This is a genomic window from Tenacibaculum sp. ZH5_bin.1 (assembly GCF_042865525.1).
GTDB classification, from domain to species: Bacteria; Bacteroidota; Bacteroidia; order Flavobacteriales; family Flavobacteriaceae; genus Polaribacter; species Polaribacter mesophilus.
The window spans coordinates 61869-87480 of record NZ_JBEGIO010000006.1; the positions used below are offsets into that span (position 1 = coordinate 61869).

At 32.0% G+C, this 25612-nt stretch carries 18 protein-coding genes and 1 tRNA gene; 8 read left to right on the forward strand and 11 right to left on the reverse strand.

Features of this window, described 5'->3' with window-relative positions; all coding sequences use genetic code 11:
* The first annotated feature begins 7 nt into the window (after positions 1-7).
* From murG to ABHQ57_RS14030, 7 genes are all read left to right on the forward strand, one after another.
* Positions 8-1099: an undecaprenyldiphospho-muramoylpentapeptide beta-N-acetylglucosaminyltransferase gene (gene murG / locus ABHQ57_RS14000; RefSeq protein ID WP_073184274.1), complete on the forward strand. Its 1092-nt coding sequence runs from the start codon at positions 8-10 to the stop codon at positions 1097-1099.
* Complete coding sequence (murC, locus tag ABHQ57_RS14005) at positions 1099-2445, forward strand: UDP-N-acetylmuramate--L-alanine ligase (RefSeq protein ID WP_159494752.1); 1347 nt, start codon at positions 1099-1101, stop codon at positions 2443-2445. Before murG ends, murC begins: the two co-directional genes overlap by 1 nt.
* A gap of 1 nt (position 2446) precedes the next feature.
* Entirely contained in the window at positions 2447-3187 is a 741-nt protein-coding gene (locus ABHQ57_RS14010) for a cell division protein FtsQ/DivIB (RefSeq protein ID WP_159494751.1), read from the forward strand.
* Positions 3174-4514 (forward strand): cell division protein FtsA, encoded by a 1341-nt coding sequence (gene ftsA, locus ABHQ57_RS14015; protein WP_047790372.1) that lies wholly within the window; start codon positions 3174-3176, stop codon positions 4512-4514. Before ABHQ57_RS14010 ends, ftsA begins: the two co-directional genes overlap by 14 nt.
* 84 nt (positions 4515-4598) lie before the next feature.
* On the forward strand, positions 4599-6461 hold the full coding sequence (ftsZ, locus tag ABHQ57_RS14020) for a cell division protein FtsZ (RefSeq protein WP_047790373.1): 1863 nt from the start codon (positions 4599-4601) through the stop codon (positions 6459-6461).
* 69 nt (positions 6462-6530) lie between these two features.
* Positions 6531-6977, forward strand: a complete 447-nt coding sequence (locus tag ABHQ57_RS14025; RefSeq protein WP_073184279.1) for a GatB/YqeY domain-containing protein — start codon at positions 6531-6533, stop codon at positions 6975-6977.
* A gap of 13 nt (positions 6978-6990) precedes the next feature.
* Positions 6991-7064: transfer RNA gene (locus ABHQ57_RS14030), tRNA-Arg, on the forward strand.
* 94 nt (positions 7065-7158) lie between these two features.
* Here ABHQ57_RS14030 and ABHQ57_RS14035 read toward each other — a convergent pair.
* The 9 genes from ABHQ57_RS14035 to ABHQ57_RS14075 all read right to left on the reverse strand — a co-directional run bounded on the left by ABHQ57_RS14035 (position 7159) and on the right by ABHQ57_RS14075 (position 21955).
* A complete protein-coding gene (locus tag ABHQ57_RS14035) occupies positions 7159-8643 on the reverse strand; it encodes a SusD/RagB family nutrient-binding outer membrane lipoprotein (protein WP_083574834.1) in 1485 nt (494 codons plus the stop codon).
* A 5-nt stretch (positions 8644-8648) separates the two neighbouring features.
* Complete coding sequence (locus tag ABHQ57_RS14040; RefSeq protein WP_167712387.1) at positions 8649-11843, reverse strand: SusC/RagA family TonB-linked outer membrane protein; 3195 nt, start codon at positions 11841-11843, stop codon at positions 8649-8651.
* Between the two features lie 433 nt (positions 11844-12276).
* Positions 12277-13389 carry a DUF4932 domain-containing protein gene (locus ABHQ57_RS14045; protein ID WP_159494749.1) on the reverse strand — a complete coding sequence of 371 codons (1113 nt, stop codon included), beginning with the start codon at positions 13387-13389 and terminating at the stop codon, positions 12277-12279.
* A gap of 280 nt (positions 13390-13669) precedes the next feature.
* The gene (locus ABHQ57_RS14050) at positions 13670-15667 is read right to left on the reverse strand and encodes a cadherin domain-containing protein (protein WP_167712386.1); all 1998 of its coding nucleotides are present in this window, start codon (positions 15665-15667) and stop codon (positions 13670-13672) included.
* Positions 15668-15840: 173 nt separating this feature from the next.
* Positions 15841-16296, reverse strand: a complete 456-nt coding sequence (locus ABHQ57_RS14055) for a hypothetical protein (RefSeq protein WP_047790376.1) — start codon at positions 16294-16296, stop codon at positions 15841-15843.
* Between the two features lies 1 nt (position 16297).
* Positions 16298-17305, reverse strand: coding sequence for a hypothetical protein (locus tag ABHQ57_RS14060; protein ID WP_047790377.1), 1008 nt, complete (start codon positions 17303-17305; stop codon positions 16298-16300).
* A 3-nt stretch (positions 17306-17308) separates the two neighbouring features.
* Positions 17309-18142 (reverse strand): hypothetical protein, encoded by an 834-nt coding sequence (locus tag ABHQ57_RS14065; protein ID WP_159615075.1) that lies wholly within the window; start codon positions 18140-18142, stop codon positions 17309-17311.
* Positions 18143-18270: 128 nt separating this feature from the next.
* Positions 18271-21228 carry a histidine kinase gene (locus ABHQ57_RS14070; RefSeq protein WP_167712385.1) on the reverse strand — a complete coding sequence of 986 codons (2958 nt, stop codon included), beginning with the start codon at positions 21226-21228 and terminating at the stop codon, positions 18271-18273.
* The gene (locus ABHQ57_RS14075) at positions 21212-21955 is read right to left on the reverse strand and encodes a LytTR family DNA-binding domain-containing protein (RefSeq protein ID WP_053056758.1); all 744 of its coding nucleotides are present in this window, start codon (positions 21953-21955) and stop codon (positions 21212-21214) included. Before ABHQ57_RS14075 ends, ABHQ57_RS14070 begins: the two co-directional genes overlap by 17 nt.
* 135 nt (positions 21956-22090) lie before the next feature.
* On the opposite strand from ABHQ57_RS14075, the gene ABHQ57_RS14080 reads away from it, so the two are divergent.
* The gene (locus ABHQ57_RS14080) at positions 22091-22168 is read left to right on the forward strand and encodes a hypothetical protein (RefSeq protein ID WP_156167118.1); all 78 of its coding nucleotides are present in this window, start codon (positions 22091-22093) and stop codon (positions 22166-22168) included.
* 18 nt (positions 22169-22186) lie between these two features.
* Here the strand turns inward: ABHQ57_RS14080 and ABHQ57_RS14085 are convergent, their stop codons facing one another.
* Together ABHQ57_RS14085 and ABHQ57_RS14090 are read right to left on the reverse strand one after the other, a co-directional pair.
* Positions 22187-22375, reverse strand: coding sequence for a DUF2892 domain-containing protein (locus tag ABHQ57_RS14085; protein WP_167712384.1), 189 nt, complete (start codon positions 22373-22375; stop codon positions 22187-22189).
* Position 22376: 1 nt separating this feature from the next.
* Entirely contained in the window at positions 22377-25583 is a 3207-nt protein-coding gene (locus tag ABHQ57_RS14090) for an efflux RND transporter permease subunit (RefSeq protein ID WP_167712383.1), read from the reverse strand.
* Between the last annotated feature and the right edge of the window lie 29 nt (positions 25584-25612).

The following is a 25612-nucleotide window of genomic DNA, read 5'->3' on the forward strand; positions in this document are numbered from 1 at the left end:
AGACTGTATGAAACAATCGATTAATATCATAATAAGTGGTGGAGGTACAGGAGGTCATATTTATCCTGCAATAGCAATTGCTAACGAAGTAAAAGTTCGTTATCCAGAAGCTAACATTTTGTTCGTAGGAGCAAAAGATAAAATGGAAATGGAAAAAGTTCCACAAGCAGGATATGAAATCAAAGGATTGTGGATTTCAGGAATCCAAAGAAAACTAACTTTAAAGAACTTAGTGTTTCCTTTTAAACTCTTAAGTAGTTTATGGAAAGCATATAGAATTATACGAAAATTTAAACCAGATGTTGCTGTGGGTACTGGAGGCTTTGCAAGTGGACCAACGTTAATGATTGCTAATAGAAGAGGGATACCGACCTTAATTCAAGAACAAAACTCGTACCCAGGAATAACAAATAGATTGTTAGGAAAAAAAGCGCAGAAAATATGTGTTGCATATGATAATTTAGAACGCTTTTTCTCTGAAGATAAAATAATAAAAACGGGAAATCCAGTTCGTCAAGATTTACTATTTATTCATACGAAAATAGAAGAAGGAAAAGAGTTTTTTGAATTAGATACATCAAAAAAGACAATTTTAATATTAGGAGGAAGTCTTGGTGCTCGTAAAATAAATCAGTTGGTAGAAGAAAATTTAGACTTCTTCAAAAAACAAGGAGTTCAATTGATATGGCAATGTGGTAAGCTGTATTATGAAGAATACAAAAAGTATGATGAATTAGAAAATGTTCAAGTGCATCAGTTTTTGAATAGAATGGATTTAGCCTATGCAGCTGCAGATTTCATCGTGTCGAGGGCAGGAGCAAGTTCAGTATCGGAATTATGTATAGTAGGGAAGCCAACTATTTTTATTCCATCACCAAATGTGGCAGAAGATCATCAAACAAAAAATGCAAAATCTATTGCCGACAAACATGGGGCTCTAGTAGTTAAAGAGAGTGAATTAGATACTTTTCCTGTCGTATTAGAAACTTTATTAAAAGACAAAGGGAAACAAGAAAGTTTAAGTGAAAACATTAACGAGTTAGCGTTGCCAAATGCAACAAGTAATATCGTTAACGAAATAGAAAAATTAATTAGTTAGTGAATTTAAAAACGATACATAACGTTTATTTTATTGGTATTGGCGGAATAGGAATGAGTGCCTTAGCTCGCTATTTCTCTGTCAATGGAAAAGTAGTTGCAGGCTACGATAAAACACCAACACCTATCACTAAAGGTTTAGAAGAAATAGAAATTGAAGTAAGTTTTGAAGATGAAGTAAAGAATATTCCAATTTCATTTTTATATAAAGAAAAAACATTGGTGGTATATACACCAGCAGTTCCTAAAAATCACTTACAATTAAATTATTTTAAAGACAACGGATATACCGTCTTGAAAAGAGCAGAAGTGTTGGGAGAAATTACAAAGAATACTTTTTGTTTGGCTGTAGCAGGAACGCATGGAAAAACAACAACTTCTTCAATTTTAGGACACATTATGCAACCAGAGAAAGCAACTTCGTTTTTAGGAGGTATTGCAGAAAACTATGATTCTAATTTAATTTTAGGAGAAGATAGGATCTCTGTTGTTGAAGCCGATGAATTTGACCGTTCGTTTTTAAAATTATCACCCAATATTGCTTGTGTAACCTCTATGGATGCTGATCATTTAGATATCTATGGAGAAAACGAATTCTTACAACAATCATTTAGAGATTTTGCAAGCAAAGTTTCTGATACTTTAATTGTCGCAAAAGGGTTGCCTTTAAAAGGTTTAACATATGCTGTTAATGAAGAAGCAGATTACAAAGCTTATAATGTAAAAATAGAAGAAGGTAAATATGTTTTTGATGTAAAAACACCAACATCGGAAATTAAAAATGTAGCATTTCATTTACCAGGAAATCATAACATGATGAATGCTTTAGCAGCATTAGCTATTGCAGATGTGTATGGAGTGTCTTTAGAGAAAGTTAAAAAGCAATTAGGAAGTTTTAAAGGAGTACAACGTAGGTTTTCGTATAAGATAAAAACAGAAGATGTTGTGCTAATTGACGATTATGCGCATCATCCTACTGAAATAAAAGCAGTAGCGCAATCTGTTAGAGAAATGTATCCCAAAGAAAAGGTATTAGCTGTATTTCAACCACACTTGTTTAGTAGAACAAGGGATTTTGCAGATGATTTTGCTAAAGCATTATCGTTGTTTGATGAAGTGTTGTTATTAGATATTTATCCAGCAAGAGAGTTACCGATAAAAGGAGTTACCTCAAGTTGGTTATTAGAGAAAATAACCATTGAAGCTAAAAAACTAATCTCTAAAGAAAAATTAAGTGACGAAATTATAAAGTCAGAGTCAAAAATTATAGTAATGTTGGGAGCAGGGGATATTGGTTTATTAGTTAATAAGGTAAAAAACAAATTAGAAGAAAAATATAAAAAATAGAATGAAAAAATTAGCAACATTTTTATCTTTTTTCTTGCTGCTGATGTTTTTGATGTTTTTGTATGGTTTTACAACTAATAGAAATGGATCAAAAAAAGTAAAAAGCACGGTAGTAGAGTTTGCTGCTGGAGATAATAACTTTTTGACACACAGTATGGTTGATAAAATGTTAATACAAAATGATGAATTTGTTAAAAACCAACCAAAAAGATTGGTAGATTTACATTTTCTAGAAACTAATGTTTCGGCGAACCCGTATGTTGAAAAAATAGCTGTGTTTTTAACCATAGATGGGGTGTTAAAAACTACCATAAAACAACGAACACCGATAGCTAGAATTGTTGATAAATACAAATCTTTTTATGTTGATAAGTATGGGGTTAAAATTCCGTTATCTACAAATTTTTCAGCAAGAGTACCATTAGTTTTAGGAGTGAGTGAGCCAGAAGAAATCAAAGAATTAACAACGTTAATAAAAACCATAAATAGTAGTAGTTTTTTTGCTAAAGAAATTATTGCTATAGAAAGAGACGCCCAAAGCGAATATACATTTACAGTTCGTAGTGGTGACTATAAGATAATTTTTGGAGAGTTAATAGATGCCTCAATAAAGTTTAAAAAGCTAACAGCATTTTATAACAAAGCATTTACAGACAAAACCATTAATAATTACAAAGCTATAAATGTAAAATACCACAACCAAGTTGTGTGCACAAAACAAAATCAAGATGGAGAACAATAAAATAGCAGTTGGTTTAGATATTGGTACAACCAAGATTGTTGCCATGATTGGTCGTAAAAACGAATACGGTAAGCTTGAAGTTTTAGGTATTGGTAAAGCGAAAAGTTTAGGTGTAAAAAGAGGTGTAGTCAATAATATTACGCAAACAATTCAATCTATTCAGCAAGCAGCTGAAGAGGCAGAAAGTATTTCGGGATATAAAATAGAAAATGTTGTTGTAGGTATTGCTGGACAACATATACGTAGTTTACATCATAGCGACTATATAACTAGAGAAAAATCAGAAGAGGTAATTGACAGAACTGATATAGAAAATTTAGTGAGTCAGGTACACAAATTGGTTATGTTACCTGGTGAAGAAATTATTCATGTATTACCACAAGAATTCAAGGTAGATAGTCAGCCAGATATCAAAGAACCTATAGGAATGTATGGAGGAAGGTTAGAAGCTAATTTCCATGTTGTAGTAGGTCAAGTATCTTCCATTCGAAATGTAGGAAGGTGTATTAAAAGTGCAGGTTTAACTCTCTCAGATATTACACTTGAACCACTAGCCTCAGCTTCGGCAGTGCTTAGTCAAGAAGAAAAAGAAGCTGGAGTAGCACTAATTGATATAGGTGGCGGAACTACAGATTTAGCAATATTTAAAGATGGAATTATTCGTCATACAGCAGTTATTCCCTTTGGAGGTAATGTTATTACAGAAGATATTAAAGAAGGTTGTTCAATAATTGAAAAACAGGCAGAATTATTAAAAATAAAGTTTGGTTCAGCATGGCCCGGAGAAAACAAAGAAACAGAAATTGTTTCGATTCCAGGGTTAAGAGGAAGAGAACCTAAAGAAATTACACTTAAAAATTTATCAAAAATAATTCACGCAAGAGTTCAAGAAATAATTGAACACGTATATCTAGAAATTAAGAACTACGGACACGAAACTCAAAAAGGAAAATTAATTGCAGGTATTGTATTAACAGGAGGTGGAGCTCAATTAAAACATTTACGTCAGTTGGTAGAATATATTACTGGAATGGACGTTCGTATTGGATATCCTAATGAACATTTAGCTGGAGATTCTGATGAAGTATTATCGAGTCCAGCATTTGCAACAGCTGTAGGATTGTTAATGGAAGGTTTACAAAAAGAAGCAGAAGAAAAAGTAGTTATTGAAGAAACACCAGAGGTGTTAGTAGAAGAAACTATTGAGGAAGAAAAAGAAATTATAGAAGAAGTTCAAGAAGAGAAGGAACATAAAGCGAAAAAACCTAAATCTTTTTTTGATAAGTTCACAGAACGATTCAAAGAATTTTTAGATAACGCAGAGTAATTAGTATATATAAGAATACTCCTAATTAATCCCCTAAAAAGGAGTGTAAAATTGAATAAGAATTAATAAAAAAGAAAAGTTATTATGAGCGCAGAATTTGATAACATTTCATTCGACATGCCAAAAACACAATCGAATGCCATTAAAGTAATTGGTGTTGGTGGGGGAGGAAGCAATGCTGTAAACCACATGTATAGTAAACAAATTCACGGAGTAGATTTTGTAATTTGTAATACAGATGCACAAGCATTAGAAAACAGTCCTATACCTAATAAGGTTCAATTAGGAGCACACTTAACTTCTGGTTTAGGTGCAGGTGCTAATCCAGAAATTGGAGCACAAGCAGCGGCTGAAAGTATACAGGAAATTCAACAAATGTTGAGTACACATACCAAAATGGTGTTTATCACCGCAGGTATGGGAGGAGGTACGGGTACAGGAGCAGCTCCTATTATAGCAAAAATAGCTAAAGATATGGATATTTTAACGGTAGGAATCGTTACGATGCCATTTCAATTTGAAGGACGAATGCGCTCAAAACAAGCTCAAAAAGGAATTGATGATTTACGTGATAATGTAGATTCATTAATTGTTATCAATAATAATAAACTGCGCGAAGTTTATGGTAACTTAGGTTTTAAAGCAGGTTTTTCTAAGGCAGATGAAGTATTAGCAACAGCAGCCAAGGGTATAGCAGAGGTAATTACCCATCATTATAAGCAAAACATCGATTTACACGATGCTAAAACAGTACTATCAAACAGTGGTACAGCAATTATGGGATCTGCAAAAGAAACAGGAGCAAACAGAGCTAAAAATGCTATTGTAAAAGCATTAGACTCTCCTTTGTTGAACGATAATAAAATTACAGGAGCTAAAAATGTATTACTATTAATCGTTTCGGGAGGAAATGAAGTTACGCTAGATGAAATAGGAGAAATTAATGATTATATTCAGGATGAAGCAGGTTATGATGCCAATATTATTATGGGTATTGGAGAAGATGAATCATTAGAAGACGGAATAGCTGTAACCGTTGTAGCTACGGGTTTTGCTGCTGATCAGCAAGGGAATATAACCAATACTGAGGTGAAAAAAATAGTTCATACTTTAGAAGATGAACAAAAGGCAACTTATAATTTTGGAGATCAACAAGTACAAACTTCTACACCAATTAATGAGCCTATAAAAAACAAGCCATCAAATAAAGTTATTCATGTTTTAGAGGAAGAAAAAGTTGAACCAAGAGCTGAAATTATTCCAACAACACAAGCAATAAAAAATATAGATGTTACATACGATGAAATTGAAATAGAAACAGTTTCTGAAGACGATTTCATTATTACTAATATAGCCGAACCTAAAGTAGAAGAAAGAGAAGTAAAAGAGCAATCAACACAACAAGACTTGTTGTTTGATTTACCATTAAATTCTTATGAAGAAATAAAACCAGCATCTCATCTAGTTGAAACGTCTAACGAGATTAAAAATATCGAAGTAGAAGCTGAAGAAGTAAAGTACCATAAGGTTGAAAAGCGCTATGTATTAGATGACTTCAGTGCACAACCAACAATTGGTAAAAGCTCTACTCCGATAATTAAAGACCAAGTAGAAGAGGAGTTACAATTTGAGGTAAAATCTCAAACACAAGAAAAAATTAATAATATAAACACTACAAGTGAAGAAGTTTCTCCGTTAGATTTAACAATTTCTGAATTGCAGAAAAGAGCTAAGGAAAGAAGAGAGAAAATGAAGGGTTTTAATTATAAATTTAATGATCAGGTTAGTAAAAATATAGATGAAATAGAACGTCAACCAGCATATAAAAGATTAGGAGTTGATATTGAAGCAGGATCAGATATTAGTAAATCAGATACAGCATTGAATACAGATAATAACGATTTATTACGTTCTAATAATTCGTTTTTACACGATAATGTAGATTAATAAAAGAATAACACTTATTTTTAAAATCCCGATTTATCGGGATTTTTTAATACTTTAAAATATAAAAATATGAGTTTGCAAAAGCAGGTAATGGATAAAATGAAAGAAGCTATGAAGTCTAAAGACACGGTAGCTTTAACGGCTTTAAGAGCATTAAAGTCAGCTTTTATGTTAGCAAATACCGAAGCGGGAGCAGGAGAGCTTACAGAAGCAGAAGAATTAAAAATTATTCAAAAGCAGGTAAAACAACGTAAAGATAGTGCTACTGTGTTTACAGAACAAGGACGTAATGATTTGGCTGAACCTGAATTAGCTGAAGCGGCTATTTTAGAACAATTTTTACCTGAAGCTTTAAGTGAAGAAGAAATTGGAAATATTGTAGAGAAAACTATTGCAGATGTTGGTGCTGAAGGAATGAAAGATATGGGAAAAGTAATGGGAATTGTATCGAAGCAATTAGCAGGACAAGCAGATGGGAAAACAATTTCAGCAATTGTAAAAGCTAAATTGGCATAACAATTATTTTATAGACTCAGTAGTTCAACTGGATAGAACATCAGATTTCGGCTCTGAGGGTTGGGGGTTCGAGTCCTCTCTGGGTCACTAAAAATAGAAAAGAGATTGTTATAGTAACAATCTCTTTTTGATAAAAACAATCTTTTTATGAGAACAAAGTTTAGTTTTTACCTACTATGTTTTAATACTTATCCCAAAATATTTTAGTAGTCATTAAATCTCCTCCTATTTTTGCTGAAGCAGTCTCATAATTCGTTTTGTTAAGTGTTGCTTCTAAATGAGAATAGATATTCCTAACAGGTACTTTGCCATCTGCTTCAGATACAGCATTATCAGGAGCTTTTATGTTTGGAAAGTCCAGTCTACGATATTCAGTCCAAGCTTCAAAGCCTCTATTGTAATAAGATATCCATAATTGATACGCGATTTTTTCTTTTGTGCTACCAGACGCAGTATTAAAAGAAACATCAGGTCTATTTAAGTAGTTTTGCTTATCTAAAGAACTTACATTCCAATAGTCCATGCTAGCTTCAATTCCTTGCATATAATAGGTGGCACTTGTTCCTCCAACATCAAAACCTCTATTAGCAGCATCAGCTAATAAAAATGATGTTTCAGCAAAATCAAACAAAACACCAGGCAAAGAAGGATCTCTAAATATTTCAATATTTGTATTAGATGTATTTTGATACCCACCTCCACTGGGACCTATTGCGTATGGATAACCAACATATTCTCCATTTATTTTTGAATTAGAATTAAAAAAAATATCTCTTCTAGGGTCTTTTTTTGAATTTAACTCATCTACTAAAAACTTTGTTGGAACATAATGATTTTCAGTTGTAAGAGCTAGAAAAATAGGATTCCTTTGACCAGAGACAGAATAATATTGTAATAGTGCATTTTCAGAATTATTAGATATTACTCCAGATTTAAAGGCGCTTTCAATTAAATCTTTAGCATCAGAGTTAAGTTCAGGTATATCTGCTAAATGAAGTCCTAACTTTAGCTTAATACTGTTAGCTAGTTTTTTCCATAGATTAACATTTCCTCCATAAATTAAATCTCCAGAAGAAAAACTAGATTCATTCGTGTTTAGCTGATTAATGGCTTTATTAAGACGATCTGCTAAGCTTAAATAAATTTCTTGAGCATCATCGTATTTAGGTTTTGGATATTTTACAAAATCTAAAGCTTCAGTATATGGTACATCACCATATAAATCAACAAGTGTTTGAAAAACGGCAATCATTTGTATTTCTACAATAGCAATTTTGTTTTGCTTTTCAGCTTCTTTGTTAGGTGTTACATTTTGTGATATTATTATCTCTTTTGCGTTTTTAAAATCAGTTAAAACATCTCTATAAAGTAGATTCCAGAAACCTGTACCAATATTTCTTTTTGTTTGATTATATCTGTCTTCATCAACAAATTCGGTATTAGTCCAATACTGAACATATTTTCTGAAATTATTAGAGTTAGGGTTTGTATTTGTTAAGAAATACATGTAGCTCACTTGAGATTGCGTCATAAGAGCTTCAGGTAATACAGTTTCATACCCTTTAGTGTCAGTATTTAGGTTTTCAATATCATTACAAGAAGAAAATAATAAAGTTATTCCTAATCCTAATATTACAGTTCTTTTTATTTTATCGACTATTTTCATATCTATTAAAATTGAGCTTTTATGTTAAAACTATATTCTTTAGTAGTAGGTAATACACCTGTTTGGAAACCTTGTAGGTTACCAGAAGAAGCACCAGCTTCAGGGTCTGCATATGGTAAATTTTTATGTATTATCCATAAGTTGCTACCACTTGCTGTAAAAGAAAGGCTATTGAGAAAAGTGTTTTTTAAAAATTTCTTAGGAAGATTGTAACTAAAAGAAACTTCTCTTAATTTAACAAAAGAAGCATCATATACATACCCCTCATCTGGGGTATTTGCACCTAAATCATAATCAACAGGAACAATTTTGGTATTTCTAGTGCCATCTGAAAGCACTCCATCTAATATAACTCCTCCACTATTTTCATCGTTTGTAACAGAGTTTCTTTTAGGGTTTCCTAAGTGATTATTTCCAACACTACTTTGGTAAATACCAGTTTGTGCTCCGTATTTTTGATCTAAAGACCATACATCTCCTCCTTTTTTAACGTCTATTAAAAAACTAAAAGAAAAATCTTTGTATTTGAACTTATTGTTTATACCACCAATCCAATCAGGATTTATGTCACCTATGATTTTACTGTTTTCAATATCGTAGTAGCCGTTTTCTTTTATAACTTTTTGATTGTTAATGTATTTGAATCCTGAGCTAACCATTTGTCCAACAGGTTTACCTACTTCTGCAACTAGAGACACTCCTTGAAATCTTCCAATTTCAAAACGACTATCATTTTCATTAAGGCTAATAACTTTATTTTTGTTGGTAGACCAATTAATTTGAGATTCCCATGTGAAATTATCTGTTTTTATAGGGGTAGCATTTAAGCTGACTTCAATACCCTTATTTTCGACATTACCAGCGTTAACCCATGCAGATGTACTTCCTGTAGCTCCCGTTACACCAACAGACATTATTTGGTCTGTAGTGTTGGTTTTGTATAATGAAAGATCTAACCCCAATTTATTATTAAACATTTTTGTTTCTAAACCAATTTCATAACCTTTAGTTTTTTCGCTTCTTAAGTTTGGGTTTTTTCTGCTGTTTTCTGTGGAAAATTGTATAGCGTCTCCAAAGTTTGAATATTTAATATACTGAGAGTTAAGTACAGCAAAAGGAGCATCGTTACCTGTTTCAGCATAATTAAGGCGCAGTTTTCCAAATGAAAGCCAGTTAGCTTTCAAGTGTTTGCTAAAGATATATGTAGCAGTTAGAGAAGGATAATTATAAACATTATTTTCTTTAGGTAAAGTAGAAGACTGATCAACTCTGTAGGTAGCTTCTAAAAAATAAGTATCATAAAAGCTCAAAGAAGCGTTTGTATAAATACTATTAGTACCAATTGATGATATAGACTCAGATAAAGGGTCTGGATTTTGAACAGAATTGTTTATAGCGTAGATGTTAGGTATAACTAAGCCGCCTTTTGTAATAGCGTAAGTATAATTGCTTTTTGTTCTTCTTACGTTTCCTCCTAATAATGCAGTGAAACTTATATTATTGGTAATTTTTCCTTGAGCATTAAAAATTAAATCTAAGTTGAACTCCCTAAAGTTTTTATCAAATCTAGAGTATTGCCCTTTAAGTTCAGGTTGTCTTTTAGAGCCAACAGCTATTGTTTCTTCTTGAGTTTGATTATAAGAATCAATACCACCTCTTCCGGTAACACTTAACCAGTCTTTTATTTCAGTTGTTAAACTAAAATTACCGAAAAAGCGGTTTCTTCTTATACTTCCTATATTATTCTTTCTTTGAAAATAAGGATTGTCATGAAATGCAACATTTAAATCGTAAGGTCCATATACACTCCAAGTTGTGTTTAGTTGTGTTTCTTTATAAGCTGTTTTTAAATCAGCAAAGTCAACACTAGAAGAGTACCATTGTCTTACACTACTGAGGTAATTGTTACCACCAGCACCATATCCAGTTTCATTAAGACCTCTACCATGGGTTTTATTGTAGTTAGCAGATGCAGTAACAGTAGTTTTATTACTTAGCTTATAGCTTCCTGATAAGTTAAAATTATCTCTTTTGTAACTACTGTTTGGTAATATTCCTTGATTTAAATCATATTTGGAATAACTAAAACGAAAACTTCCAACTTCATTATTACCAGAAATAGAAATGTTATTGTTAAAAGTAATACTTTTTGTGTAAAAGCTATTAGCATCATTTTTAGGAGCCGTCCATGGTGTTGCTTTACCGTAGGTAGAAAGTTCAGGAAAAAAAGAGTTCCACCTGTATACTAGTAAATTAGGGTCGTAAGCAGGCCCCCATGAAGCATCATCTGTAGGCTCATAAGGGTGAGAACCACTGCCTAAATCGATATTTCTTGAAGGGTCTGAAAAAGAATTCCACCAACCACTACCATATTCTTTTTGATATTTAGGTAAGGTTTTAAAATCTACAGCTCCAATTGTTACGCCACTATTAATTGTAATACCTAAACCCTTACTTTTTCCTCCTTTTTTAGTGGTAATTATAATAACACCGTTTGTAGCTCTTGAACCATATAAAGCAGAAGCAGCAGCTCCTTTTAATACATTCATAGTTTCAATATCATCAGGATTGATGTCAGCCACAGCATTACCAAAGTCATATCCTCCTGTGTTACCTCCGCTTTTTTGATCAGCAGTATTTGTGTTATCATTATTTAACGGGACTCCGTCAACTACCCAAAGAGCTTGGTTGTTGCCAGTTAAAGATGTTGTCCCTCTTATAATTACATTGGTGGATCCTCCAATATTACCATTTCGTCTAATTTGTACTCCAGATATTTTACCAGAAATAGAATTAGCTATGTTTCCTGAATTTACCTTAGTTAGGTCGTTTCCTTTGATTTCCTGTGTAGCGTATCCTAAAGATTTTTTTTCTCTTTTTATACCTAAAGCTGTAACAACTACTTCATCTAAAACATTTTCGTTTGTAGACATAGTTACACTTATCACGTTAGAGGATCCAACTGTTTTTTCAATAGTTGTCATTCCTACAAAACTAAATATTAAGATATCATTTTCTTTAGCCTTGATAGAGTAGTTACCATCAAAGTCTGTTTCTGTACCTTTTGTGGTACCCTTAATGAGTATACTTACCCCTGGAAGCCCCCCGGATTCATCTGAAACTACCCCAGATACTGTTTTTTCTTGAGCAATTACAATTGATGTAACAAGAAAGAACAGTAGTAACAATTTTGTTTTCATATTTTTAAAAAAATTAAGTTTATTTTGTAAATAAATAAAAAACAAATTGTTATTATTGTTGTTTTGTTAATATAGTATTGTTATTAGTTATAATAGTTTAAGTTTTGTTCTTTTTAATTGTTTTTTACCTTAAGATGTTGTTTTTTAGAACCTATTACTGTTTTGGAGTTTTTTAATCTTGTTTTATTTAATAAATAGTATAGAGGTTACTATTTTGATTTATTCTAATTATAGAAGTTAATAAGAATGTAGGTAGGTTTATTAATTTAGTATAAGGAATCAATACTAGTTAAATGTTCTCTTAAAATATTTTCCTTAATTTCTACTGAATTTTTAATTGTATAATAATTATTATGATATAATAAATTAGTTGTAGCGTTATGGAGAGTAATAAGTATTTCTTTGTTGAATAATTTTAACTGTTTTTTAGGGTTTATATTTTTTGTTTGCTTATTTCAGAAGCTGTTTTATTGAAAAAAAATATTAACTCTGTCATAAAACTCTCTAATGTTGGATATCTATCTCTATTATTATCATATCTTTCTAGTTCTTTGACTAGCTCATGAGTCCATAAAAAACCGCTATTTAATTGCTCATTCAATTCGTTTTCGATTGTTTTTTTATCATAATTATGGTCCTTCATATATTTAATAACAGTCGCTCTAACCAACGCTTCATCATACATAGTTTTCCAATTACCATATGCTTGTTTATTCATTTTATCTTTTACTTTATCAAAGATGATTGTCCCGCTTTCTTGTAGTTCAGAGCGGTGCTTTTCTATAATATGATTTACAAATGAGTGATTGAATTCATGTAAAATAGTTGGAAAATAATCGTTCACTTCATATTTAGGCATACCTAAGTTATCAACACTCCACGTTCCCATTATAGCATAGATCACCTCATTTCCATTCGGATAAATTATTTTTGGACCATAGCTCGCTCCTCCATTTCCCAAGGCATTTATAATTTTAAATTCTCCTTTTGGGTCTTCTCCATAAAATTTTTGATACCATTCTAGGTCTAAATTTTGATAAACTTTTTTAAATCTATTTGATGCAGCTTTGTAGAGTTCTTTATTGTTATTAAAAAAAGTTTCACAGTCGGCATCAATATAAAATTCATTTAACAGTTTTAAAAACTGTGTAGAGCTTTCTTTACTCCATGGTCTTTCTAGTGATTTATTTGAAAAAGGCACTATCATAGCTTTTATATTTTGAGGTTCAGTTATATGTATAGCCATACTCATAACTGAACTAAAACCAATTCCTTTTTCATGTAATTCACTTTTTACATACTTAATTAAATCGTGACTTTTAAATTTCTCAAAATGATTTTGAATGCTTTCAACATACTTAGGAAAAAGATTTTGACTATATTCATGACTGTCTGCAAGCCTAAAAACAATGCTTAATAACTCTATACGTTTATCTACTTTTGGTTCTTTTAGTATTGTTTCTTTTTGTTCGCTTACTTTTTTTTTCTCTTGAGAACAAGCACTTAAAGTGATTAAAATCAAGAATATTCCTATTATTTGTTTCATCTTTTGTTTCAATATCTAATCTTAATGAGTTACTGTTTTGCTTTTGAGGGATACTACCCTCGGCAATACTTTTTTATGAAAATGCTTAGAACTGGCCAAAACTAGACTATAATACACATAACATGCCCATCAGTATATGGGCATGTTTTCTTATTTGGTTTATATTGATAATTTTGTTCTAACAGCCCTTTTAAAAACTGGTCGCTATTTTAGATGTTTTAGAAAAACCAAGGTTGTATAACCCCGGTTTTAATGAACACAACTTTTACAAAATATATCTTTACTCCTCTATCCTACGCAGCGAGTGCCAGTTGGTTATAATAACAGAAGTAGCGGGAGCATCTGAATCACTTATAATTCCGTACGGAAAGTTTAATTGTGCAGTATTCCCACTTCCATCCGTATTTCCACGACCATTACCACCGGCAACGGTAACCAGTTCTAACCGTGAGGTTCCAAACCCGCCACCACCGCTGGTAACGACGGATGTCACTTTTCGGATAGCATGGTTGCCTCTGTCAGCAATATACAAATCCGTTATGCCAGAACCACCTACCGTTATTTGCTGGGGGCTATTTAATTTTCCTGTATTGACAGCTCCGTCTTGAAACCCAAAGCTATTTGGATCACCAGCATGTAAACGTACCGTTACACCTCCATTAATAGTTCGGATTACATGGTTACCATTATCACTAACATAGAATGTTCCTCTAGTATCTACTGTAATATCTACAGGATTATTAAATCGTGCCTCGGCTATTCGGTCGCCATTTACATAACCAGCATTGCCAGGGCTGCCTGCATAAGTGGTGACGACTGCGCTTGGTGTAATTCTTCTAATGGTATGGTTGCCAGAATCGGCCACATAGATATCACTGCCCGAAAAGCACAGCCCACTTGGATTGGAAAAAGAGGCAGCCGTACCTGTGGCATCCACATTGCCAAAATTACCAGATCCTGCAAATGTAGTTACCTCTCCTGTTGGGGTAATTTTTCTAATGACATTGTTCCCTGTGTCCGCTACATAAACCGTTCCATGGCTATCAACAATAATATCTCTGGGGGCATTGAACATAGCAGCCGAACCATTGCCGTCTGCAAAGCCTTGGGTAGAACCAGCAAAGGTTGTTACTTCTAGCGTATTTCTGTTTATTCTTCTAATCCTATGGTTCATTTCATCTGCCACATAATACAACCCTCCATGTTCTGCAATACCTCCTGGTGAATTAAAAAGGGCATTAATACCGTCCCTATCGCCAGAGCTACCACTGGTAGATCCTGAGAAAGTACTTACAGTGGCACTGCTTCCGTTTTCATCTACATCGGTTACTTTTATTGTAAATGTTTCTTCGGTAAATAAGGCTTTATCATCTGTAACTCTTATGGTAATGGTATGAGAAGTATTTGTTTCGTAATCTAATGATTTACCTGTTTTTAATGTGATTTTTCCCTGATTGTCAATTTCAAAAAGTTGATCAGGGTCTGAGGTAATACTGTAATTAATAACATCATTTTCAGGATCAACAGCAACTATTTCAGCAATAATATCATCATCATTTATATTTTCTGCCACGTCATTAACAAAGGAGCTGTCGGTAATAGCTGGAGCCTCATTTACATCTGTAATATTTATAGTGATTGTTGCTGTACTGGTATAAACTCCATCACTAACAGTTATCTTTAGTTCATGTTTGTTCTTAGATTCAAAATCAAGAGACTTTCCCGTAGCCAACTGTAGCTTTCCTTCATTTGTAGAGGTGAATATAAAAAGACTATTGTCATCAATAGTAAAAGTGATTGTGTCATTATTAGGGTCTGAGGCAATTACAGTTGCTAAGGTAACCCCTGTAGTCGCATCTTCTGAAACCTCAAAACTTTGATCGTTAATTTTTGGGGCTTCATTTTCAACTACATCGGTGACATTGATGGTCATAGTGGCAGAAGCTTTGTCTTTACCATCACTTACTTCAACTGTAATTTCGTGTTTGGTTTGGGTTTCATAGTCTAAACTTTTGTTAGCAGCAATGCTTAGTTCTCCAGAAACATTAACAGCAAATAAGTTGTTGTCATTTTTAGTAATTTTAAATGTTAAGTCGTCTTTATTAACATCGGTAGCAGCAATAATACCTATTTTGGTGTTAGCTGCTTTATCTTCTGCTACGGCGAAGCTTTGTGCTTTAATTACAGGAGGTGTATTTTGTGGTTCATCGTCTTTACTACAAGAAATAAGCTGAATAGCAATAAAGCTTAGTAATATCCCTTTTTTAAATAATTTCATTTTGATCTTTTTTAATTAATAGTACAAGAGTACTTTTATATGTAGATATTTTAAAAAAACAGTTTACGAAGAGTAAATTGAGTTTGTAAATTGAAAATGTAAATTCAAGATAAACCATGAACCCCCTAAAAATCAATTGATTTTTAGGGGGCATGTTTTATGAAAGACGATTACTAATTTGCTATTCGTACAATAAATTCTTTAATTTTTTTTTGAGACATTGCTTTTACTTTTGTGTAATTTTTACTATAAAAATTACTGTATGCAAAGTTAGTCCAATCTGCATCTTGCTTATTGGCTGCCATTACCATAACAAAACTTTCTTTATCATATGAAATTAAAAAAAGACCAATATTATTATAAAAAACTGGCCTGTTCAGCTCTTTACTTTCTGCTTCTTGATATTTGTAAATTGCAGGGATACATTTTTTACAAGCAGCTACGGCTACTGTTTTTGTAGTACCTAATAAGCTATATTGAAAAAACTTAGTTTTGGTTTGCTTATTTCCAACAGTTCTTTCTCCTTCAAGTAAATGATAAAGACCATTAATATTTTTAGTAGGTACTTCATTTTGAGTATAGACTGTAATGGGGAATATAAATACGAGAATATAGTTGAAAAATTTCATGTTATTTTACGATTACTGACCTTTCGCAGCCAGAATTAGCATTGTACAATTGTAAACCCGAACCACCACTATTTGGATTAAATTTATAAGAATAACTGTAAGAACAATTAAATTTAGAAGAGCTATTGGCTCTTATAGTGGTTGAGTTTTTACTACCCGCTTTAAAAACATAAATATCTTTACCAGTTCGGTTTATAAAAGTTACGGTTGTTAAAGCATTTCCCTCATCCATAGCTTTCATACGAGCTTGATGCTCTTTCAATTTTTTGTATTCAGGAGTGGCTCTGATAGAATCATTGTAACGTTTTATTTCATCAGCATCCATTTTTTTTGCTTTTTTAATAGCGCCTATTTTAGCTTTGTCTTTTGCTGTTAAAGGTATTGCTTGCTTTTTTTTCATAGCAACTACATAGTCGTTAAACTTTTTATCGAGGTTTAAAGATGTAAGATATTTGTAAGTAGGTGAAGAAGGTACTGATGAGTTTCTGGCTGATTTAATTTTAGCTTTCATTCTAGAAAGGAACCCTCCCTTTTTCTTTTTAGGAGTTTTAGCTGTAGCTTTTCTGTCTTTTACAAGCACATAAACCGAAGTTACATTTTCCATACTAGGGGCACTTCCGTCGTATATTTTTCTTAATTCAAATAGTAAATCATCAATTACCATATAACCTTTTTTTGTATAACCGTGTTTTATACTCATAGGATACACATAATTGTCTATGGTACCATAATCACTTAGTTCGGTTTCACGAAAAGCTCGTTTGTTTTCACTAATAAATCTAGCTTCAAAACCAACAGGAATGCCCGATGGGGTGCGCTCTAATTCAATTTTAACAGGCAGATAGTCTGTATTAAAATTATAAGTACCATCGCCTTTAGCTACTAAACCACCAAAACCTTGGTAGGTAGCTCCATCTCCATTGTTTTCTAGTGCTTCAAAAAGAGTTTGTTGTGCTTGTATTGTTATTGTTAACAAAGTTAATACACTTAGTAAGAATATTTTTTTCATCTATTATTTTATTATATTGATTTTCTGATAAGGACTGTATCTTAATTCACCTGTTGTAAAACCTTTTAATCTTAAAAAGTAATTCCCTGTACTTGGAATATAGGTTGAAAAATTTGAAGTAATAAAAGAGTATGCCCAGGTGTTTCCTGATAAGAAACGAGTAGTAGCAACTTCTCCTAATTTATTTAAACTTAAATCATATATTTCCATACTTATGGTTAAGTTGTTAGCAATAGCAGAAGCTGCAGATGATCCAAAGTGAAAATCGAATTGCTGACGGGTACTTAAACCTAATTCGGTTAATACTGTTGAGGTTGAAGTTCTATTGCTTAGGAAAAAGAAGTGATATAAAAAATCATCTTCATCTCCATCAACCATAATATAAGGTCTGTTAGGTGAAGTAGGAGGTATGCTTATTTCTAATTCTGTGTTACTTTCTTTTTCTACAATAAAAGCTTTGTAAATGTCTGTTTTAGCTTTAAAATGTTCTTTTATAAAATTTAAGATACTAATATTTGCATTAGCATCATCAACTTTTGAAAACTCAAGAGGTAATGTATATTCTTGTTTTAATACATCTCCTTTAATTTTTATTTCATAATTGTAATCACTATTATATCCTTCAACCGAAACTTCTGGAACCCAAAAATTATTAATTACATCTCCTAAATCATAAATGAAATAGGTGTCTTTGAAGTTAGCAAACGTTTTTGTGAAATAGGCTTTTGTGATACTTTTGTTTTTAGGAGTATCAACTACATTATCATCATTATTTCCACATGATATTAATTGTAGTCCAATCATTAAAATAAATAATCTTTCTTTTAAACTTTTCATTTTTACTATTTTTTAGTATTAGATATGCAATAGTAGTTGTAAAGGATTATTTTGTAAGAAAATGTTTTGTGAACAGTAAAAAGAGTTTATGAATAGTTTTTTACAAGCAGGTAAAAAGCGATGTTAATTTAGAATAGATACTTAAAAGGCATGGTTACAATTACTCTTGTGCCATTAGGATTGTTGTTTTTATAAATATCTTCAATAACAAAACCTATTTTAGTAACATATTGTTTTTGAAAAATTTCTAAACGTTTTTTTATGGAGTTCAACGCAAAAGATTCATGACGGTTTCCTTGGCGGAGATTAATTTCTTTACTTTTCTTTCTTCCAATACCGTTATCAGTAATAATACATTGTAAGGTGTTTTCTGATAGATTGAAGGTGATGTCTAGTTTTTTTTCTCCTTCTTTATGTAGTAAACCATGTACTAAAGCATTTTCAATAAAAGGTTGAATTAATAAAGAAGGAACTTCTAATTCTTCATGAGAATCGTAGGTAATGGTGTAGTTAAAGTCATCACCAAAACGAAGTTTTTCTAGTTGGAGATATACATTTAAAAATTCTAACTCTTTTTCTATAGGAATAAAATCTTGATTTGTATAGTTTAAGGTGCTTCGTATAAGTTTAGCAAATAATACAATATAGTCGTAGGAAGCATCAGTGTCTTGTTGTAAAACTAAATCTTGAATAGAGTTTAACGCATTAAAAATAAAATGCGGATTCATTTGTGAACGCAAAGCAGTTAAATTAATAGCGATCAGTTCTTTTTCTAAAGATATTTTTTCAAGTTGGGCAATGCGCTCTTTTTCCTTTTTTAGCATTGCTTGTTTAAAGTATAAAATAGTAGCTCCTAAAATAATAGAAACAATTAATAAGATAAACCATAACGTTTTCCAAAATGGTTTTTTAATAAAAAAGTGTAGCTCTTTTATTTCATAGTTAGTACTTGTACTATTTAAAAATGGGTGTACTTGAAAGGTGTATTCACCCGCGGGTAAACTATTGTATTTTATTGAGTTTTCACCAATAGCTGTAGTTAACCAAGCATCGTTATATCCTTTTAAACGATATTTATACGTTCCTTTTTGGTTAAACAAAAAACCATTAACATTAAAATTTATTCTTATTGCGTTTTGATTATACCTTAAGGTATAATTTGAAGTAATTAGGGTGTCTTTTTCATTAATTTCTACAGCACTAAAATATACTTTAGGATGTAATGTTTTAAAAGCATTGTTTTTATCAACGGAAAATAACCCTTTGTCAGATGAGAAATAGATTTTGTTACCAATTATTTCAATACCAGAAATATTGTATGATTTAATACCGTCTCGCTTGGTAAGTGTTTTGAATTTGTGGGTGAGGATATCGAGTTTTTGAATACTGTTTACACCTACAATCCATAGGTTATTTTGGTCAGCTTTAATTTTTTCAATAATATTTGAGGTTAAGCCATTTCGTGTGGTATAATGTCGAATTACTTTGCCATTTTTAATTCCCAAAAGGCCATTTTTAAATGTGGCAACCCAAATAATACCATTAGCGGTTTGGGTTATCGATTTACTATAGATGGGTTTTTTATTGTTTACAATTATTTGTTTGTTCCAAAGGCTATCATATACAGCTAATTCGTCAACAAAGGCAACATAAACTTGGTGTTTTATTTCGTCATAAAAAGAATCGTAAGTTCTTTTATTTGTTGAAATAAATTTTTCTTTACCGTTGTAATTAGCATTTTTTAATAAAACAACTTTGTTATGGTTGGTATATAGTAAATCGTTGTGAGCTAAGAATGAAAAACTTTTTGCAGCATCAAAAAATCTAGTTTTTTCAAGGGTTAAATTTTTATAATCTAAAATATAACTTCTAAACCCCTTACTAAGGTAAATTTTTTGCTGATTAGGGTTGTATTTTAGTTTAGATAATTTTCCTTCGTTAACAGGTAAATTAATAGTTTTAGAAGTATGGGAGTTGGTATTATAAAAAATAACATTTCCACGGTTACTCCCCATAACCAAGGTACTATCGTTTATTTTGTCTAATGTTTTTATATTTTCTTCTTTTAGAGGAATATTACAGGTTTCTATATGAATATTTGGAATAATATAAACACCATTATTTAAACTAGTAAGCCAATAGTTATTGTCTTTATCTCTAATGATTTTGGTAATGTGTTTGTCTGTTAAAAATCTTTTTTTTAGTTGAAAAGCAGCGTTTTTGAAAGCAAAAACCCATACTCCTTGATTTGTTGCTATCCAAATTTCATCGTTATGCTCAAAAATAGTATAGAGCTTTATTTTTTCAAGAGATTTTAGCCCTTTTACAGATTCTAATTTTTTTTGAGAGAAGTTTAATTTATAAAAGCTGTTTTTTTTGTTTCTTATTTGGGAGTATATGTAAGTTGAGCTCGTTTTAAAGATAATAGACTTTCCCAAACTTATAGCGTTACCTTTTTTTCCTTTATAAGGAAGATTGGTTTCTATTAGTGAAGTTATACTGTTGTCTTTGTTTATTGAAATAATAGAATCGATGGCTCCTGAATAAATCGTATTGTTAAAAGAAAACGGAGTTCCAAAACCTTTTTTAGTAGTGTGTTGTTGTATTATTTGTTTAGTTTTTAAATCTATTTTGTAGATCGTTTTTACAGTAAAAACCCATAAAAAATCATTTTGTATTACAAAATCACCCAGTTCACCATTTAAATAATCACTTAAGTCTTTAAATAAATGTAGCTCATCGTTTTGGATATAGAAAAACTGACCAGAAATATTATTGCACCAAATTCGTCCTAAGTTATCTTCTTGAGTATTAAATACAGAAGCTCCACGTTGTAAAGGATTACTATAGTTTTTAAAGGTTTTACCATCGTATCTATACAATCCTTTGTTTGCACATAGCCATATAAAACCTTTACGATCTTCATGAATGTTATAGAATTCATTATCGGGAAGTTTATTTTTTTCAGATAATTGTATAAATACAGGATCTTGTGCTTTTGTTGCTATTGAAGTACAAAGAATAAGTAATAAAAGAAAATACTTTATTAAAAGAAATGATGGTTTATGACTAAATACTACTTTCAAAGCTACTTATTCTTGATCTAGAAATTTTAGCAGTAATAGCTCCATTATCTAGAGTGAGGTTTAAAGTTGTTTTGTTTAAAAACTCAATGTAAGTTAAATTAACAATCCACGCTCTATGAGAACGGAAGAAAGAAGGCTCTTCAGACAGTGTGTTTTCGAAAAATTTTAAATTTTTACTAGCGATAATAGTTGTTTTATTCACAACGTGTATTTTACTATAAGCTCCGTCAGCTTCAATAGCAACAATGTCTGTTAAATTAAGAATATGTCTATTCCCTAATTCAGGGATAACAATTTTTTTATAGTTTTTATCTTTTATAGTTTCAAGAAGTGCTTGATAGTCAACTAGCGAAGCTTCTTGATGTAGTTTATGCTCTAGTTTTTTAAGAGCTATATCTAGTTTATTTCTGTCAATAGGTTTTACTAAATAATCAATAGCATTTAACTCAAAAGCTTTAATAGCATAGTGATCATATGCAGTAACAAAGATAATTTCAAATGATATAACATCAAAAAACCTTGCGATTTCATAGCCCGCATAATTAGGCATCTGTACATCTAAAAACACCACATTGGGTTGTAGTTCTTTTATTTTTTGAACACCAGACTCTAAGTTATTACAAGAATCGAGAACAGTAATATTGATAGATGCTCTCTCTAGTAAGTTAGATAAAACATTTCTAGCACTTTGTTCATCATCAATAAGGATTGCTCTAATTTCATCCATAAAAACAAATATAGGGATAGTACGTTATATAATTATCAGTATTTTACGAAAGAAAAAATGGGTTTATGAGAAAGAATTAAATAGTAGGAAGAAGGTTTGTTACTAAACTATAAATAGAAATGTGTTGCTGTAATTATGGAGCATTTTTTTGAAGCTCCAGCAGATTTACAGCAACAATTCCCAAAATTGTATAAGAAAATCAACTTATGTTGAATTATTCTATAGAATAAATTAATCTTTTACTTTAAAAACCTTGGTTAAAATATCATCTAGTAAACACCATTTGGTTAATGATGATTGTAATAAGTTGGCTCCTACAAACGCAGTGAACCATAACCAATTACTATTTACTTTAATTGCTAGGATTAAACTACTAAGTATAAAAGTTCCAGCAATACCACGTACAATTCTATTTTTCATGTTATTTATAATTTTTACGTTCAATTAAATAATATACCAAAGGCACTACCAACAAGGTAAGTACTGTAGCTGTAATGGTTCCTCCCATTAAAGAGATAGCTAACCCTTGAAAAATAGGGTCGAATAAGATTACAAATGCGCCAATAACTACCGTACCTGCTGTTAATAGGATAGGAGTGGTACGTACTGCACCAGCTTCAATCACAGCTTGCTTTAGCGGAACTCCTTCTGCCAAACGTAAGTTGACAAAGTCAATAAGTAAGACGGAGTTTCGTACCATAATTCCTGCGAGGGCAATCATTCCAATAAATGAAGTTGCAGTAAAGTAAGCACCCATCATCCAGTGTCCTAAAATAATTCCTACCATTGATAAGGGAATGGCAACCATCATTACAATTGGAGCTTTAAAGTTTTGAAACCATCCTACAATTAACATATAAATAATGATGATAACTCCTAAAAAGGCAATACCTAAATCTCTAAACACTTCTAAGGTAATTTGCCATTCACCATCCCATTTTACGGTATAATCATCTTCAAAATCGGGTTGTTTAATGTATAATTCGTTTAATTCATATCCCTTCGGAAGTGGAATATCTTTCAACTTTTCTTCCATTCCTAAAATAGCATAGGCAGGACTTTCTAGCTCACCAGCCATATCAGCCATAACATATACTACACGTTTTTGATTCTTTCTGTAAATACTTTTTGCACTGTTTTTTTCTTCCACAGAAACTAAATCACTTATAGAAACTAGGTTGCCGTGTTTCGATTTAATTTGCAATTGAGCAATGTCTTGCACAGAAGATTTTTCTTTTTCATCCAGAGCAAATACAATTCCTACTTGATTAGAAGCATCTTCATCATATAAAGTTGAAACCGCTCTGTTAGATAGTGCCATGTTTAAAGTGTAAGCAATTTGTTGAGGAGCTACGCCATATAACATTGCTTTTTCTTTGTCAATTACAAACTCATATTCAGTTTGATTGTCTTCTACCATCCAATCGATATCTACTACATCGGTTGTATTGTGTAAGATATTTTGAACTTCGTTGGCAATTTCAATTTGCTTTTCATAATCTGGACCGTACACTTCTGCAACAATAGTTGATAATACAGGAGGTCCAGGTGGAACTTCTACTAATTTTACATTGGCATTAAATTTAGCTGCAATAGCTTGAATTTCTGGTCTGAACAATTTTGCAATATCATGACTTTGTTCACTTCTATCATGTTTATCAGTTAAGTTAACTTGAATATCCGCCATATTGCTACCCCCGCGTAAGTCGTAATGACGAACCAATCCGTTAAACGTAATAGGTGCAGAAGTACCCACATAGCTTTGGTAGTTTACTACTTCTAGTCTTGTAGCTAAGTATTGTGCAATTTCTTTAGTTACCGCATCGGTACGTTCTAAAGTAGTACCTTCAGGCATGTCAATGACTACTTGAAATTCGTTTTTGTTATCAAAAGGCAACATTTTTACAGCGACTGATTTGGTAAAGAATAACGACATAGAACCTAGCAGTAGAGCAATAGTGATTCCTAAGAATGCCCAACGTTTGGTTTTATTTTCAATAAGCGGACGCTCGAACTTCTCATATAATTTATAGATTAGCGTGCTTTGCATTGCTTTGGTTTCATCTGCTTCAAACTTTTCTTCAGCATTATGTTTATCTTTTTCACGTAAGAAAATATATCCTAAATATGGAGTAATCGTTAGGGCAACAAATAGTGATAAAATCATAGCGATAGAAGCTCCAATTGGCATCGGACTCATATAAGGTCCCATCAGTCCAGAAACAAATGCCATAGGTAACACTGAAGCAATTACCGTAAAGGTTGCCAATATGGTTGGGTTTCCTACTTCATTAATAGCGTACAAGGCAGCTTGCTTAAACGGTAGTCGCTTCATTTTAAAATGCCTGTGCATATTTTCAGCAATAATAATGGAGTCATCTACCACAATACCCGTCACAAATACCAAGGCGAACAAGGTAATTCGGTTTAAGGTATAATCTAACATGTAGTAACTTAGTAAGGTAAGTGCAAAGGTGATGGGAACCGATAAGAATACCACTAAACCACCACGCCAACCCATGGCTAACATTACCACTAAGGTTACAGCGATAATTGCACCGATTAAGTGTAATAATAATTCTGATACTTTTTGTGATGCTGTTTCACCATAGTTACGGGTAATTTCAACATGTACATCATTAGGAATTAAGTTGGTACGTAAATGATCAACCTTCGCTAAAATTACATCGGCAATTTGCATAGCATCCGCTCCTTTTCGTTTTGCTACCGAAATGGTTACTGCTGGGTATTCTGATTGATACGTTGAAGCATTACTACTTGCTTGTCCATAACCAAAACTTACATAGTTTTTAGGAATTTCTGGTCCGTCTAGTACGTTCGCAACTTGTTTTAAATAAATCGGTTGATTTTGTTGTACGCCAACCACTAAGTTTTTAACATCTTCAGCAGATTGTAAAAATTTCCCTGTAGTGACTAAAAACTCGGTATCATTTTTATCATAACTTCCTGCACTTAGTTGCTGATTGCTGGCTTTTAACATTTCAGTAACCGATAGAAAGTCTAATCCACTTGCAGCTAATTTATCTTTGTCTACTACCACACGAACCTCACGATTTCTACCTCCAATTTTTTGAGTAATCGCAACATCGTTTACTTTTTCAATTTCGTTAGTAAGCTCTTGTGCGAGTTGCTTTAACTGATAATCGTCGTAGTTTTCACTCCATAATGTCAACCCTAACATAGGTACATCGTCAATCGCGCGTGTTTTTACCAAAGGCATCGTAACACCTTTCGGCATTTGATCCATATGTTTGTTAATCTCATTGTATAGTTTTACGAACGAACGCTCGATGTCTTCTCCAACATAAAACTGAACAATCACCATTCCTTGTTCTTTCATTGAAGTAGAGTATACGTACTCTATTCCTTTGATGTTCGAAATTATTTTTTCTAAGGGTTTGATAACTCTTGATTCTACTTCTGTAGGGCTCGCTCCTGGATATCCCACAAAAATATCAGCCATTGGTACGTCAATTTGTGGTTCTTCTTCTCTCGGAATTAAAAAAGAGCTGTACACACCAATTACCATAAACACTACCATTAATAATATGGTAAGTTTAGAGCCTATAAACCCTTTGGCTATTTTTCCTGCTAAACCTTCTTTCATTTTATATAATTTGAAAATTTGTTGATTTG

What these genes read in the sequence shown, in the direction of transcription:
- ABHQ57_RS14035 (WP_083574834.1), bottom strand. Translation starts at nt 8,643, where the DNA reads ATGAAAATAGTCGATAAAATAAAAAGAACTGTAATATTAGGATTAGGA.
- murG (WP_073184274.1), top strand. Translation starts at nt 8, where the DNA reads ATGAAACAATCGATTAATATCATAATAAGTGGTGGAGGTACAGGAGGT.
- ABHQ57_RS14065 (WP_159615075.1), bottom strand. Translation starts at nt 18,142, where the DNA reads ATGAAAAGTTTAAAAGAAAGATTATTTATTTTAATGATTGGACTACAA.
- ABHQ57_RS14090 (WP_167712383.1), bottom strand. Translation starts at nt 25,583, where the DNA reads ATGAAAGAAGGTTTAGCAGGAAAAATAGCCAAAGGGTTTATAGGCTCT.
- ABHQ57_RS14045 (WP_159494749.1), bottom strand. Translation starts at nt 13,389, where the DNA reads ATGAAACAAATAATAGGAATATTCTTGATTTTAATCACTTTAAGTGCT.
- ABHQ57_RS14010 (WP_159494751.1), top strand. Translation starts at nt 2,447, where the DNA reads ATGAAAAAATTAGCAACATTTTTATCTTTTTTCTTGCTGCTGATGTTT.
- ABHQ57_RS14085 (WP_167712384.1), bottom strand. Translation starts at nt 22,375, where the DNA reads ATGAAAAATAGAATTGTACGTGGTATTGCTGGAACTTTTATACTTAGT.
- ftsA (WP_047790372.1), top strand. Translation starts at nt 3,174, where the DNA reads ATGGAGAACAATAAAATAGCAGTTGGTTTAGATATTGGTACAACCAAG.
- ABHQ57_RS14040 (WP_167712387.1), bottom strand. Translation starts at nt 11,843, where the DNA reads ATGAAAACAAAATTGTTACTACTGTTCTTTCTTGTTACATCAATTGTA.
- ftsZ (WP_047790373.1), top strand. Translation starts at nt 4,599, where the DNA reads ATGAGCGCAGAATTTGATAACATTTCATTCGACATGCCAAAAACACAA.
- ABHQ57_RS14055 (WP_047790376.1), bottom strand. Translation starts at nt 16,296, where the DNA reads ATGAAATTTTTCAACTATATTCTCGTATTTATATTCCCCATTACAGTC.
- ABHQ57_RS14075 (WP_053056758.1), bottom strand. Translation starts at nt 21,955, where the DNA reads ATGGATGAAATTAGAGCAATCCTTATTGATGATGAACAAAGTGCTAGA.
- ABHQ57_RS14050 (WP_167712386.1), bottom strand. Translation starts at nt 15,667, where the DNA reads ATGAAATTATTTAAAAAAGGGATATTACTAAGCTTTATTGCTATTCAG.
- ABHQ57_RS14025 (WP_073184279.1), top strand. Translation starts at nt 6,531, where the DNA reads ATGAGTTTGCAAAAGCAGGTAATGGATAAAATGAAAGAAGCTATGAAG.
- ABHQ57_RS14060 (WP_047790377.1), bottom strand. Translation starts at nt 17,305, where the DNA reads ATGAAAAAAATATTCTTACTAAGTGTATTAACTTTGTTAACAATAACA.
- ABHQ57_RS14080 (WP_156167118.1), top strand. Translation starts at nt 22,091, where the DNA reads ATGGAGCATTTTTTTGAAGCTCCAGCAGATTTACAGCAACAATTCCCA.